Consider the following 13,083-nt stretch of genomic DNA (forward strand, 5'->3'; position numbering starts at 1 on the left):
CAAAGACAAAGGAGTTAACCACCATGCCTAAACTGAAAACTCACTCCGGCGCCAAGAAGAGATTCAACCTGACCAAGTCCGGGAAGGTGAAGCGCGCCCACGCGTTCAAGTCTCACCTGCTCAACGGTCACGGCAAGGACACCAAGCGCAAGAGAGGCCTCCGTGCTGGCGCTTACGCGGACAAGACCAACGAGCCCGCCATCAAGCGCATGATCCCCTACAAATAAGATAACCTACTTTACCTTAATATAGGAGGCTTTTTACAATGGCAAGAGTCAAAGGCGCGATGATGACGCGCAAGAGAAGAAATAAGATCCTGAAGCTGGCCAAGGGCTACTGGGGTGCCAAGAGCAAGCATTTCAAGATGGCCAACGAGCAGGTCATGAAGTCCCTGACCTATGCTTACACCGGCCGCCGGCTGAAGAAGCGTGACTTCCGCTCCCTGTGGATCACCCGCATCTCCGCCGCCTGCAAGATGAACGGCATGAACTACTCCACCTTCATGAACGGCCTGAAGAAGGCTGGCGTGGAGATCAACCGCAAGATGCTGGCTGAGCTGGCCGTCAACGATAAGGCCGCTTTCACCGCCCTCACCGAGATGGCCAAGGCCCAGCTGGCCTGAGCCACGGCGGAAATAACCCAATTGGAAAACGAGGTCAAGTCCATTCGGACTTGACCTCGTTTTTTGTCGGTTCAGTGGTTGCCTTTGCCTGAGGCGCGCCGCCGCCACCGCCGGCGGCCTACCACCAGGATAGTGACGCCCAGAGCCACCAGGGCCGCGCCCACCACAATCTGGGCGATGATGGGTATCAGTAGCAGGGAAGTCATTTGCGGCAGGCCTGAATCTGTTCTCCTAATGTCATACTCCATCTCCTTCCTTCCTATTCTGTGGTACCAGATGGGATCAGTGTAACAAATTCAGCTGGAGCAGACCAGAAAGTCCGCTTGGAATTTCCGCAACCTGTGGTTGCGGCGGACCAAAACCAGAAATCAGGGCCATAAAAAGCGCGGCTTACAGGCGGGTTCCACGAACCGTGCCTGTAAGCCGCGTGATACGGCGCGGGGAATATGCTTACCAGGTCTTTTCCAGGGTCAGGGAGTTAAAGCCGTTGGCGTGCTCATAGGTCATCCGGTCCATGCTGTTTTTAACCATGTAGATGCCAAGCCCGCCAATGGAGCGGTCCTGCACCGGCAGGGTCACATCAGGATCGGGATGATCGGTGGGGTCGTAAGGGATACCATCGTCCAGGAAACGGATGATGATCCGGTTGCCGATGATCTCGCAGCCCACCGAGGCGGTAGTGGCTCCGCTGTACTGGGCGATGTTGGAGAAGATTTCATCGGCGGCTACGTTGACCTGGAAGATGACCTTCTCAGGTACCTGATACCGGGAGAGCAGGGCTTCCAGGAAGTCGCACACCAGAGGCTGGCTCTCCAGGGTAGGCTCCACCTGGAGCTTCTGACTGGTACCGCTCTCACCCCTGACCTTCAGGGCCAGCATGGTGATGTCGTCAAACTGGGGAGCCTCATTCACGAAGGCGGTGATGTCCTCACCTACCAGCTGGAGCAGCTGAGTGGGGCTGCCGCCGGGATTGCGGTTGAGGGCATCCAGCATCCGGTCGGTACCATACAGGACCTCGTTTATATTGGTGGCCTCGGCCACGCCGTCGGTGTAGACAAAAATGGTGTCTCCAGGATTGAGCTGGAGCTCATACTCCCGATACCGGGAATTCTCCATACCGGCCAGCACGAAGCCATGCTTATCCTTCAGCAGTGTGAAGGTGTTATCCTCCGCCCGGTAGATCGCGGGATACTCGTGGCCGGCGTTGGCGGCGATGAGTTTTCCGGTGGAGATCTCATAAATGCCCAGCCACACGGTGACGAACATCTCGGCCTCGTTGTTCTCACACAGCTGGTTATTAACCTTTTGCAGTACATCCTTGGGGGAGAGGCCGGTTTGGGCGGAGTTTTTCAGCAGGGTCTTTGTGATGACCATGAAGAGAGCCGCCGGGACGCCCTTGCCAGACACATCGGCGATGACCAGGGCCAGATGATCCTCGTCCACCAGGAAGAAGTCATAGAAGTCGCCGCCCACCTCTTTGGCGGGGGTCATGCTGGCGTAGATGTCAAACTCAGCCCGCTCGGGGAAGGCGGGGAAGATCCGGGGCAGCATATCCGCCTGGATCTGGGTGGCTACGTTGAGCTCAGCGCCGATGCGCTCCTTCTCTGCCGTGATCTCCATAAAGCTGCGGATGTAGGAGATCATGTCCTCCTCCATCTTCCGGAAGGAGTTAGCCAGCAGTTCCACCTCATCGCCGGTCTTGATGTCCGGTACATTTACCAAGGCGGTACCAGTGGCCAGTTCATCCTGATTGTTCTGGATAAAGGCGCCGGTGGCTTGGGTGAGCTGATCTATGGGCTTGATCACCTTCCGCCGCAGGATAGTGAGGAAGAGAGCGATAAAGATCACCGTGAGGGCCACCAACAGGGTGCCCAGCGCCAACAGGAAGGTCTGCTGGGTATTCATGACATCGTTCATGCTGATGTCCGCCATCACATAACCCGCCATGGTACCGTCCTCGTGGAGCACCGGGGTCATAGCGGTCATCAGCCAGCCGTAACTGGGATCATGCTGGATAATGGGGTCTACCGGCCGACCGGCCAGAAGATTATCCAGGTTAGCGGCAAACTCACCGCCAAGGCCGGTAAAGGTACCCAGCGCGCAGTAGCCGCCGTCGCTGTAGGTGCCCCCGGCATCCAGGTCCATGTCGGAGTCGAACAGGAAGGTGACGCCGTCGCCGTTGGGTCGAACCACGTAGAGGTATTCCACGTTGTTGTTTTCCACCATATCCCGAATGAAATTCTGTGTTTGGTAGTAGGAGTCGTCCATCTCCTGGGTCTCAAAATAGCGATCCAGATCGGTGGGATCCAACTGGCTGGCCAGGGTGCGGACCAGGTTAGTGCCCAACTGAGTGTAATAATTGTTCATGGTGGTGCTAAAAATCCGGTAACTCACCGCGATGGACACCAGGCTCAGGGCCACGCTGAGGATGACGATCATGGCGGTGAGCTTTTTCCCAAGGGAGAATCTCACTTTTGATTTCATAGGAATCAATCTCCTTCCCTCAACCTGGCTCCAAGGCCAGGGGTACCGGCAGTACTCCTGTCAGACCCGTACCACCAGCGTATTGAAGCCGGCATACCGGCGATAGAAAAATTCCTTGGCCTTGCTCTTGATCATTTTGACGCCGATGGCGTCCAGCCCGGTCCCGTCCTCCAGGCTGATATCGTCGGTGTTCATATCAAAGGGGTTGAAGGCTTTGGCGCTATCCCGCAGATGAAGGGTGACGGTGCCGTCCTCGTGGGGGACAATGGTAAACTGGATATACCCCCGGCTGGTGGAAAAAGCCTTGCTGAGGATTACCCCACAAATCTCTTCCACTGCGATGGCGGCAAAATAACTCTGGGTGGGGCTTGCCTCGATGCTTTCCATATAAGTGGATACGGCCTGACCCATTGCGCCCAAATCAGCGTTTTCGCTGTCCAGAAAGGCGCTGAATACCTGGTTGTCGTCCTTATCCAGGTAGGTCCAGGTGCCCTTGCGATGGTTGTAGATCCATATGGCCGCCAATGTGGCGGTTTCAGTGCAGGGGTAAACCCACCAGAACACATCCACGCCGCCCACGCTGAGAAGAAAGCTGAACAGCAGGTAGAAAACAAAGGAGCGGAGCGTAAAGAGCAGATAGCTGGTAAACTCCCGGTTTAGGGCTTGATAGTAGTATGTAAGCACCATATTGATCCCGGAGGGAAGAACGCATAGGGCATAGATGCGAATGGCGGTAACGCCCATGGCCATTTCCTCGGCGGTGCGCAGACCAAAGGCGAAGCATACCCATTGGGGGATACCGAGCAACAAGGCCATCAGCAAAACGATGATCACGAAGGCGGCCTTGAAGGATTGACGGAGGGTGTATCGGATATTGAGCCGATTGTGTTCCCCCAGGAAGGTGCTTACCATGGGCTGAAGGGCCATGCTGATGGCGTCGTAGGCGGAGGCAGCCACCAGGGCCACGTTGAATACGATACCGAATACCGCCACACCCAGCTCACCGCTGATGTTCATGAGCAGGCGGTTGCACACCAGGATGGTGATGAATTGGTATACGTACTGTACCGAGGTAGCAAAGCCGGTCTTAAAGGAAGTAAACACCGTGGAGAACTGATACTTGCACCAACGGAACCGGAGGCAGCCCCGCTTTTTGATGAAGTGGGTAAGACTGATAAGAATCATCACGGAGGCGCCCAGAGCGGTGGAGTATACGGAGCCGGCCACGCCCATATCCATCAGCACCACAAAGACATAGTTGAACACAATGTCCAGGGTGTTGCTGGTGACGAAGGCGGCGGCGGCCAGCTTGGGATTGTTGTCACAGTTGACAAAATAGTAAAATGGTCCCTGACAGAACATAATAGGTACCAAGGTAAGCTGCGCCCGTACCAGAGCCTCGCAATTATCCCAAACCTCTGTGCCCGGAGTTCCGGCTCCTAGGAAGGTGAGGACCTGCGGCAGGAAGATGAGGCCTAGCGCGCAGATGAGGATGTTCAGCAGCAGATCGGTGCACAGCACATTGGAAAAAATGCGATTACCTTCGTCTTGCTTGCCTTCGCTGAGGGCGTTTGCGTAGTGGATGGAGCCGCCGATAGACAACGAGCAACTGATGGTATTGAACAGCATGTAAACGGGTTGCCCGATGCTGATGGCGGTCATGCCCACCGGGCCGATGGTGTTGCCAACAAAGATACAGTCGGCCAGTCCTCCGGCGGCGATTCCCAGACAGGAGAGCAGGCTGGGCAGAAAAAAGCGGTAAAAGGACTTCCGTACAAATACAGTTTCCTGTAGAGATAATTTGAGTTGCATAGCTTTGACCCTTCCTTATTGCGTGAAGGGAGAACGCGCTGGGGCGATCCCTTCCGTCTTTTCAGCGCTGCGCACACTTGTCCGAACAGGGATATCGTATTGATCCCGGAGCGGGGTGCGTGGCCTTGGGAGAATCGAGGCTATTCGATGGTCAGGATATCCGAGAAGCCAGTGACCTCAAAGACCTCCATGATCGTCTCATTCACATTGCGAATGACCATGGTGCCCTGGCGGTTCATGGTTTTTTGAGCGGTAAGGATCACCCGGAGGCCGGCGGAGGACAGGTATTCCAGGGCCTTAAAATCCAGGACCAGGCTGTTGATGCCCGCCAGAGAATCCCGGAGTTCAGCTTCCAATTGAGGCGCGGTGGTGGTGTCCAGCCGGCCGGTCAGAGCGATGGTCAGAGTTTTACCTTCCACAGATTTGTTGATATCCATATGATAACCTCCCTAGTTTCCCCCAGTAATCACAGACTGTCAGGTCGGCCAATATGCCGCAGCCCGGAAATATCCATCTTCGGGCAGTGCCGGGACCACCCCTGAAAGCATCTGGCCTTCTTGTAGCAAGTTGGTTCTTATGGAAAATAGACCCGCACAAAGAAGGGTATACTGTATAAAAATTATAAACGGTTGCCGGAGGATATGCAACACCAATCGAGTTTTTCTGTGGATAAACTTCTGCAGTGCCCGGTCCTGTCCGGAAAAATTGCCTGCTGGGTTTTGTGGAGTTTTGCCGGGACCAGGAAGACCGGTAAGTAGGGCTTGCAAACCGATCTATTATCGTGTATAATGTTTTTCGGCCATATTGTGCCGGTGTGGTGGAATGGTAGACGCAGCGGATTCAAAATCCGCCGGTGGCGACACTGTGTGGGTTCGAGTCCCACCACCGGCACCATCGTCGGAGCAAGCCTGCAGGCTTGCTCCGATTTTTTTCAAGCCTGGGTGAGTGATGAAGAATTAGGGAAGGAGCGGTGAGCGTTGGTCAAGGCTGATACGGAGAGCCAGCTGCTGCGGCAATTTGATCATATTCGGGATTACTGCTTCCAGCTGTTCAAGGGCAAGAACGCCGACTATGGTCCCACATGGTTTTTATATCGATTCCAGTCCCTGAACGATGAAATTTGGCGGAAGGCTAAGCGTATCCGTACGCTGGAGGAACATGAGGATCAGGCCTGTATTCCCGAGGGCAGGGACGTGGAGTATGTGGGCATCATCAATTACTGTGTTATGTTCCTGATCAAGCTGGATGGGGTGGCAGGCCTGCCCAGCGGTGACGACATTGCCGAAAACCTGGAGAAGCTGGATGAGGTGGACGAGGCGGTGCTGTTCAGCGCCTATCAGACGCAGATGGCCAGGGTCCGGGATTTGCTGATCAAAAAGAACACAGACTATGGAGATGCCTGGAAGAGTATGTCCCTGACCTCTATGACGGATCAGGTTATCATCCGGGTGTATCGAATCAGAAAGATTCTGCGCAACAAGGGAAGGTGCACCGTTTCGGAGGGCATTATGGCCCAATTGTATGACATTATCAACTACTGCGTCTTTGCCCTTATCAAGATGGAGGCCGACCTGGTTTTCCGGGGTTGAGCCAAGACCTGGCGTATAGCCGAAGTTCAATTGTGGCGCTTTTATGGAAAGAACCAATAAAATCAAACTACGCCCCGTTTGGCGAACAGTATGCCGTACTGTTTGCCAGGCGGGGCGTAGTTTGTACAGGAAAGGAAATCATGCAGGAAATGTCACGGTAACCCGATGGCGATAGGGACAGGGGGCGCCATGGGGCCGTTCGATGCCTCTATGAAGCAAAAACGAGGGCGCTGCAAAATGCGAATTTGCAGCGCCCTCGATCAATATTATACCCGGTAACGCTTCTGCTTGATATAGGAGCAGTGGAGCAGGGCGTGGGCCTTGGGACCGCCGGGCTCGCCCAGGTAGGTCCGGTAGACGGTCTGTACCACCGGGTTCTCGTGACTGCGGCGGTACTCCATGTCCTCGTCCTGCTTATACAGGGCAGCGGCACGGAGGGCCTTCAGGTCGGTGAAGTTGCGCACGTCGGCGTGCTGGAGGGGCTGGCCGCCGCCGTTGATGCAGCCGCCGGGGCAGGCCATAAACTCTACGAAGTCGTACTGCATGGAGCCGTCCCGGATGCCGTCCAGCACCAGCTTCACGTTGTGCAGGCCGGAGGCCACGCACACCCGCACCGTGCGGTTGGGCAGGGTATAGGTGGCCTCCTTGACCCCCTTCATGCCCCGGACCTCATGGTACTCCAGGGGAGCCATGCCCTCGCCGGTGAGCTGCTCCACCACGGTGCGCAGGGCGGCCTCCATCACGCCGCCGGAGGCGCCGAAAATGGTGGCGGCGCCGGTGGAGATGCCCAGCATCTCGTCAAACTGGCCCTCGGGCAGGTGGTCGAAGAGCATACCGGCCTGGGTGATCATGCGGCCCAGCTCCCGGGTGGTGAGGGACACGTCCACCGGCATACAGCCGTTGGGCAGCCGCTGCTCCTCCCGGCGAACCTCATATTTCTTGGCGGTGCAGGGCATGATGGATACCACGAAGATATCCTGGGGATCAATGCCCATCTGCTCGGCGTAGTAGGTCTTCACCAGGGCGCCGAACATCTGCTGAGGCGACTTACAGGTAGATACATTGCGGATCATGTCGGGGGCGTGCTGCTCCATGTACCGGATCCAGCCGGGGGAACAGGAGGTGATGAGGGGCAGGGTGCCCCCTTCCTTCAGGCGGTGCAGGAACTCGGTGCCCTCCTCCATGATGGTGAAGTCGGCGGCGGTGTCCACGTCGAACACCTTGTCAAAGCCCAGCCGGCGCAGGGCGGTGACCATCTGGCCCTCCACGTTGGTGCCGATGGGCAGGCCGAAGCACTCGCCCAGGGTCACCCGGACGGAGGGGGCGGGGCCCACCACCACGTGCTTGGTGGGGTCGGCCAGGGCGGCCAGCACCTTGCCGGTGTCGTCCTTCTCGGACAGGGCGCCGGTGGGGCAGGCCACGATGCACTGGCCGCAGGAGACGCAGTCCACCTCGTTCAGGTCCCGGTCAAAGGCGCAGCCGATGTGGGTTGCAAAGCCCCGGTCGTTGGTACCGATGACGCCTACCTCCTGGGTGGCCCGGCATACGGCGGTGCACCGGCGGCAGAGCACACACTTGGAATTGTCCCGCACCAGGTGGGGGGCGGATTCCTCGATCTGAGGATACATATTGTCGCTGGCGTACCGCACGGCGTCAATGCCCAGGTCGGCGGCCAGCTGGCGCAGCTCGCAGTGGGAGTTGCGGGCGCAGGTGAGGCAGTCCATCCGGTGATTGGACAGAATGAGCTCCAGAGTGAGCTGGCGGGACTTGCGGACCCGGTCGGTGTTGGTAAACACCTCCATGCCCTCGGCCACGGGGTAGACGCAGGAGGCCACCAGGCTCTTGGCCCCCTTCACCTCCACCACGCAGATGCGGCAGGCGCCGATCTCGTTGATGTCCTTCAGGAAGCACAGCGAGGGGATCTTGATGCCCGCGTTGCGGGCGGCCTCCAGCACCGTAGTTCCGGCGGGAACGGTGACGGGGATGTTGTTGATGCGCAGAGATACCATCTTTTCGTCCATGTCCGTTCCCTCCCTTACTGCTTGCTGATGGCGTCAAAGCGGCAGTGGTCCATACACGCGCCGCACTTGATGCACTTGGACTGGTTGATGATATGGGGGGCCCGCACCGCGCCGGAGATGGCGCCGGTGGGACAGCCCTGGGCGCAGCGGGTACAGCCCTTACACTTGGTGGGATCCACCACGTACTGGATCAGGGCCTTACACACGCCGGCGGGGCAGCGCTTCTCGTAGATGTGGGCCTCGTACTCCTCCCGGAAGTGCTTCAGGGTGGAGAGCACCGGGTTGGGGGCGGTCTGGCCCAGACCGCACAGGGCGGACTGCTTGATGTGGTTGCACAGCTCCTCAATGGTATCCAGGTCCTCCGGCTCGCCGTTGCCCTCGGTGATCTTGGTCAGAAGTCCCAGCAGCCGCTTGGTGCCGATTCGGCAGGGGGCGCACTTGCCGCAGGACTCGTCCACGATGAACTCCAGGTAGAACTTGGCGATGTCCACCATGCAGTTGTCCTCGTCCATGACGATGAGACCGCCGGAGCCCATCATGGAGCCAATGGAAGCCAGAGACTCATAGTCGATGGGGGTGTCAATGAGGGAGGCGGGGATACAGCCGCCGGAGGGGCCGCCGGTCTGGGCGGCCTTGAACTTCTTGCCGCCGGGGACGCCGCCGCCGATGTCCTCCACCACGGTGCGCAGGGTGGTGCCCATGGGCACCTCCACCAGGCCGGTGTTGGTGATCTTGCCGCCCAGGGCGAACACCTTGGTGCCCTTGCTCTTCTCGGTGCCGATGGCGGCGAAGGCCTCTGCCCCGTGGTTGAGGATCCAGGTGATATTGGCGTAGGTCTCCACGTTGTTCAGCAGAGTGGGCCGGTCAAACAGGCCCTTCACCGCCGGGAAGGGGGGACGGGTCTTGGGCTCGCCCCGGTGGCCCTCGATGGAGCGCATGAGGGCGGTCTCCTCGCCGCAGACGAAGGCGCCGGCCCCCAGCCGCAGCTCCAGGTCGAAGTCGAAGCCGGACTCGAAGATGTTCTTGCCCAGCAGGCCGTACTCCTTGGCCTGGCCGATGGCGGTCTCCAGCCGCTTGACGGCGATGGGGTACTCCGCCCGGACGTAGATGTAGCCCTGGTGGGCCCCCACGGCGTAGCCGGCGATGGTCATGGCCTCAATGATGGTGTGGGGGTCGCCCTCCAGCACCGAGCGGTCCATGAAGGCGCCCGGGTCGCCCTCGTCGGCGTTGCAGCAGACGAACTTGACCCCGTCGGGGCTCACCGCGTCGTGGGTGAACTGCCACTTCAGGCCGGTGGAGAAGCCGGCGCCGCCCCGGCCCCGGAGGCCGGAGGCCTTGATGGTGTCGATGACCTGCTGGGGCGGGATCTGCTCGGAAAGGATCCTGCCCAGGGCGGCGTAGCCGTCCACGGCGATGTACTCGTCGATGCTCTCCGGGTTGATGACGCCGCAGTTGCGCAGGGCGATGCGCTGCTGGTGCTTGTAGAACCGGGTCTCGGTGAGGGAGGTAACGGGGCCCTCTTCGCCGACAGCCTTGTTTAGCAGACGCTTGACAATACGCCCCTTGACGATGTGCTCGGAGACGATCTCCTCCACGTCCTCCACGGTGACGTGGGTGTAGCAGGCGCCCTCGGGATAGATGGTGACGATGGGGCCCAGCGCGCACAGGCCGAAGCAGCCGGTACGGACTACCTTGGCTTCCTTGTCCATGCCCTGAGCGACCAGTTGCTTTTCAAATTCCTCAATGATCTTGACGCTGTTGGAGGAAGAGCAGCCGGTACCAGTGCAGACCAGGATGTGGGAACGAATAAAGCTCATCAGTCACCCTCCCTTATTCCGCCGCGCCGATGGTGTACTCTTCCACCACCCGGCCGTTGACCAGATGCTCGCTGACGATGGAGGCAACCTTGTCGGGGGTCATCTTCACGTAGGTGACCTTCTCCTGGCCGGGCACATAGACCTCCACAATGGGCTCCAGACGACACACGCCGATACAGCCGGTCTGGGATACGGTGACGTTTTGCAGGTTGCGCTTATTGACCTCTTCCAGCAGAGCGTTGAGAACGGGACGGGCCCCGGCAGCGATGCCGCAGGTAGCCATGCCTACTACCACACGGATGCGGTCGTCACCAGAGTCGCGCAGATCGATCTGCCCACGCATCCGGTCACGAATGGCCTGCAGTTCCGCAAGACTTTTCATGTTTTCATCTCCTCGTTTTCTCGTAACAGAAGTTCCTGTTCCTGTAAATAGTCTCTGATCCAGAGGATGACCTCGGGCTCCGCCAGAGAGATGTCCGGGCCCAGTTGGGCGTGGAGCTCGTCGGTGTCCAGTAGGAAGTGCCGCCCGTTCACCGTGTGGCGGTAGCACAGGTGGAGGTCGGGATTTCCCTGGAGCAGAAAGGTGATCGTCGTACCCATATCTCCCACGGGGGGGCAGTCAATGTGCTGGGCGGAAAACACGGCGGTAACGGTGGTGCCCACGCCCTCGGTGCTGTCGATGGACATAACGCCGCCGGTCTGCTCGGCCGCCATGCGCAGCAGAGGCAGCCCCAGCCCCATTTTCCGGGTGGTGCGGGTGGTGGTAAAGGGATCGCTTACCTGAGCCAGCAACTGGGGGCTCATGCCCCGGCCGTTGTCGGCAATGGTGAGGGAGATCTGTCCCTCACCCTCTGACAGGCTGATATCCAGCCGGTTGGCCTGGGCCGCGGTGGAATTCTGGGCAATGTCCAGGGCGTGAAGGGCGATTTCTTTCAAATCAGACACCTCCCGTTGTCACGCTGCGGCGGCTCCGCAACGCGCGGCATTCCTCCGTCTCGGGCTGGTTTTGGGCCGCACAGCAGCCCGGCGCTCGCCCTCGCTACGGTTCATCCGCGCTGCTCCGCACGCCTGCGTGCTTCTTACTTGTACATATCCAGGATGGGGCCAACCTGGTCAGGGGTGAGACGGCCGTATACGTCGTTATTAACCATCATGACCGGGGCCAGACCGCAGGCGCCCACGCAGCGGCAGGAATCCAGGGAGAACTTGCCGTCAGGTGTGATCGTGCCGGGGGTGATCCCCAGCTTCTGCTCCACCGCGTTGAGGATAGCGGCGGCACCCTTGACATAGCAGGCGGTGCCCAGACAGACAGAGATCTGGTATTTACCCTTGGGATTCAGGGTAAACTGGGCATAGAAGGAGGCGACGCCGTACACCTCAGACAGGGGGATATCAAGGCCTTCGGCGATGATGATCTGTACCTCTTCAGGGAGGTAGCCGAAGATCTCCTGGGCGGCCTGGAGTACAGGCATGGTGGCGCCCGGCTGTCCCTTGTGCTGGGCGATCACCTGGCGCAGGCGTTCTTCCTGCTCCGGTGTACCCCGGTAAGGAACAATGGTCTTGCAGTTTGGCATGAACTTGTCCTTCCTTTCTGGATTGGTTTGGCCGGCGCGTTCCGCCGACGTGAAAAAGGGAGCCGCCTGCCACAGGCCCACCGGCATGTTCCGCAGATCACGAGACCGCGGTGGAAGGGACAGACGGCTTGGCAACTTTGTGAAAAGTATATCACATCAAACTTTTCTTGTAAAGGCCGGAAAAGCTTGATTAACCCCCTCTGAGGAGAATTTTTTGGCCTGAAAAGGTAAAATGAAATGAAATGCAGAAAGCGGGGTGGGAAGGAAGATGGAAACAAGTGTGGTTGTTCTCAGGAAGGGGCTGAAAAGAGATTGGTTTTTTAAAATTGGCAAAAAAGTGTCAGCTTGACAAACAGAGCTGTTTGTCAAGCTGACAGACCAGTTGCTCAGGGCACCTTCCCTGACAGCCAGTCCAGAACGGCCTGGGGGGTGCGATCGGGCAGATCCATGCTGTGCTCCGCGCCCCACACCTGCTCCAGGTAGTGGGCGTCCGAGCTGGTGATAAGCCGCAGGCCAGCCAGGTCGGGCCGCTGGGAGAAATCGGGGGGGCAGTTGTGGGAGAGCTCGGCGGTAGCAAACCTCAGATCGGGGTCCCACAGGCCAAGCACCCCCAGAAGGGAGTAGGAAGGCCGGTCGATGTGGGCGGGAACGGCGACCCCGCCGAACTCTGCCACCAGTCCGGATACCTCATAGATGGGAATATCGGTACTGCCTGCCAGGAATCGGTCATCCTCCCCCAGGATCTGATCCTCGTCCCCCATACGGATCTGGGGACCAAACAGGTCGCGCTTGTTGGGGATCTGGGGCAGATGGGCGGAGACATAGTCCTCAAAGGGAAGAGCGGCCTCGGGGCTGGGGAAAAGACAGACCACGTGGATGTCCTCCTGGGTGCACAATTCCATACCGGCAAGGGCCAGCAGGCCATGTCCGGCGGCGGCCCGGCAGAAAGGGGCGCAGTTGCCGGTGGTGTTATGGTCGGTGAGGGCCACGATCTCCAGCCCCGCCAGGGCGCACATAGCCGCCAGGTTGGCAGGGGTCATGTCCTCGCTGCCGCAGGGCGACAGGCAGGAGTGAAGGTGGAGGTCATAGTAATATTTCAAGAGAAACACCGGCTTTCCGGGCAGAGTGGGGCAGGATTGCCTGTCGCCCGTCCGCGCCGCAGGC

13 protein-coding genes and 1 tRNA gene are annotated in these 13,083 nt (G+C 58.9%); 4 read left to right on the forward strand and 10 right to left on the reverse strand.

Annotation, left to right across the window (positions count from 1 at the left end; all coding sequences use genetic code 11):
- The first annotated feature begins 23 nt into the window (after positions 1-23).
- Together rpmI and rplT are read left to right on the forward strand one after the other, a co-directional pair.
- Positions 24-227, forward strand: coding sequence for a 50S ribosomal protein L35 (rpmI, locus tag H6B51_RS08005; protein WP_186907130.1), 204 nt, complete (start codon positions 24-26; stop codon positions 225-227).
- 38 nt (positions 228-265) lie between these two features.
- Positions 266-622, forward strand: a complete 357-nt coding sequence (gene rplT / locus H6B51_RS08010) for a 50S ribosomal protein L20 (protein ID WP_087188807.1) — start codon at positions 266-268, stop codon at positions 620-622.
- A 71-nt stretch (positions 623-693) separates the two neighbouring features.
- Here the strand turns inward: rplT and H6B51_RS08015 are convergent, their stop codons facing one another.
- The 4 genes from H6B51_RS08015 to H6B51_RS08030 all read right to left on the reverse strand — a co-directional run bounded on the left by H6B51_RS08015 (position 694) and on the right by H6B51_RS08030 (position 5,355).
- Positions 694-870 (reverse strand): hypothetical protein, encoded by a 177-nt coding sequence (locus H6B51_RS08015; protein ID WP_204883179.1) that lies wholly within the window; start codon positions 868-870, stop codon positions 694-696.
- Positions 871-1,072: 202 nt separating this feature from the next.
- Positions 1,073-3,106 (reverse strand): SpoIIE family protein phosphatase, encoded by a 2,034-nt coding sequence (locus tag H6B51_RS08020; protein WP_204883180.1) that lies wholly within the window; start codon positions 3,104-3,106, stop codon positions 1,073-1,075.
- Positions 3,107-3,166: 60 nt separating this feature from the next.
- Positions 3,167-4,918, reverse strand: coding sequence for an MATE family efflux transporter (locus H6B51_RS08025; RefSeq protein ID WP_204883181.1), 1,752 nt, complete (start codon positions 4,916-4,918; stop codon positions 3,167-3,169).
- A gap of 140 nt (positions 4,919-5,058) precedes the next feature.
- The gene (locus H6B51_RS08030) at positions 5,059-5,355 is read right to left on the reverse strand and encodes an STAS domain-containing protein (protein ID WP_204883182.1); all 297 of its coding nucleotides are present in this window, start codon (positions 5,353-5,355) and stop codon (positions 5,059-5,061) included.
- A 371-nt stretch (positions 5,356-5,726) separates the two neighbouring features.
- Between H6B51_RS08030 and H6B51_RS08035 the strand changes: the two genes are divergently transcribed.
- Positions 5,727-5,812: transfer RNA gene (locus H6B51_RS08035), tRNA-Leu, on the forward strand.
- An 83-nt stretch (positions 5,813-5,895) separates the two neighbouring features.
- Positions 5,896-6,507 carry a DUF1599 domain-containing protein gene (locus H6B51_RS08040; protein WP_204883183.1) on the forward strand — a complete coding sequence of 204 codons (612 nt, stop codon included), beginning with the start codon at positions 5,896-5,898 and terminating at the stop codon, positions 6,505-6,507.
- 266 nt (positions 6,508-6,773) lie between these two features.
- Here the strand turns inward: H6B51_RS08040 and H6B51_RS08045 are convergent, their stop codons facing one another.
- The 6 genes from H6B51_RS08045 to H6B51_RS08070 form a co-directional block, all read right to left on the reverse strand.
- Complete coding sequence (locus H6B51_RS08045; protein ID WP_204883184.1) at positions 6,774-8,528, reverse strand: NADH-dependent [FeFe] hydrogenase, group A6; 1,755 nt, start codon at positions 8,526-8,528, stop codon at positions 6,774-6,776.
- Between the two features lie 14 nt (positions 8,529-8,542).
- The gene (locus tag H6B51_RS08050) at positions 8,543-10,345 is read right to left on the reverse strand and encodes an NADH-quinone oxidoreductase subunit NuoF (protein ID WP_204883185.1); all 1,803 of its coding nucleotides are present in this window, start codon (positions 10,343-10,345) and stop codon (positions 8,543-8,545) included.
- A gap of 13 nt (positions 10,346-10,358) precedes the next feature.
- On the reverse strand, positions 10,359-10,727 hold the full coding sequence (locus tag H6B51_RS08055) for a (2Fe-2S) ferredoxin domain-containing protein (RefSeq protein WP_204883186.1): 369 nt from the start codon (positions 10,725-10,727) through the stop codon (positions 10,359-10,361).
- Entirely contained in the window at positions 10,724-11,281 is a 558-nt protein-coding gene (locus tag H6B51_RS08060) for an ATP-binding protein (RefSeq protein ID WP_204883187.1), read from the reverse strand. Before H6B51_RS08060 ends, H6B51_RS08055 begins: the two co-directional genes overlap by 4 nt.
- Positions 11,282-11,424: 143 nt before the next feature.
- Positions 11,425-11,919 carry an NADH-quinone oxidoreductase subunit NuoE gene (gene nuoE / locus H6B51_RS08065; RefSeq protein ID WP_204883188.1) on the reverse strand — a complete coding sequence of 165 codons (495 nt, stop codon included), beginning with the start codon at positions 11,917-11,919 and terminating at the stop codon, positions 11,425-11,427.
- Between the two features lie 386 nt (positions 11,920-12,305).
- Positions 12,306-13,083 (reverse strand): PHP domain-containing protein (locus H6B51_RS08070; protein WP_243421190.1); only part of this gene is annotated, 778 nt, incomplete at its 5' end.

Source organism: Pseudoflavonifractor phocaeensis, assembly GCF_016901955.1.
GTDB classification, from domain to species: Bacteria; Bacillota; Clostridia; order Oscillospirales; family Oscillospiraceae; genus Flavonifractor; species Flavonifractor phocaeensis_A.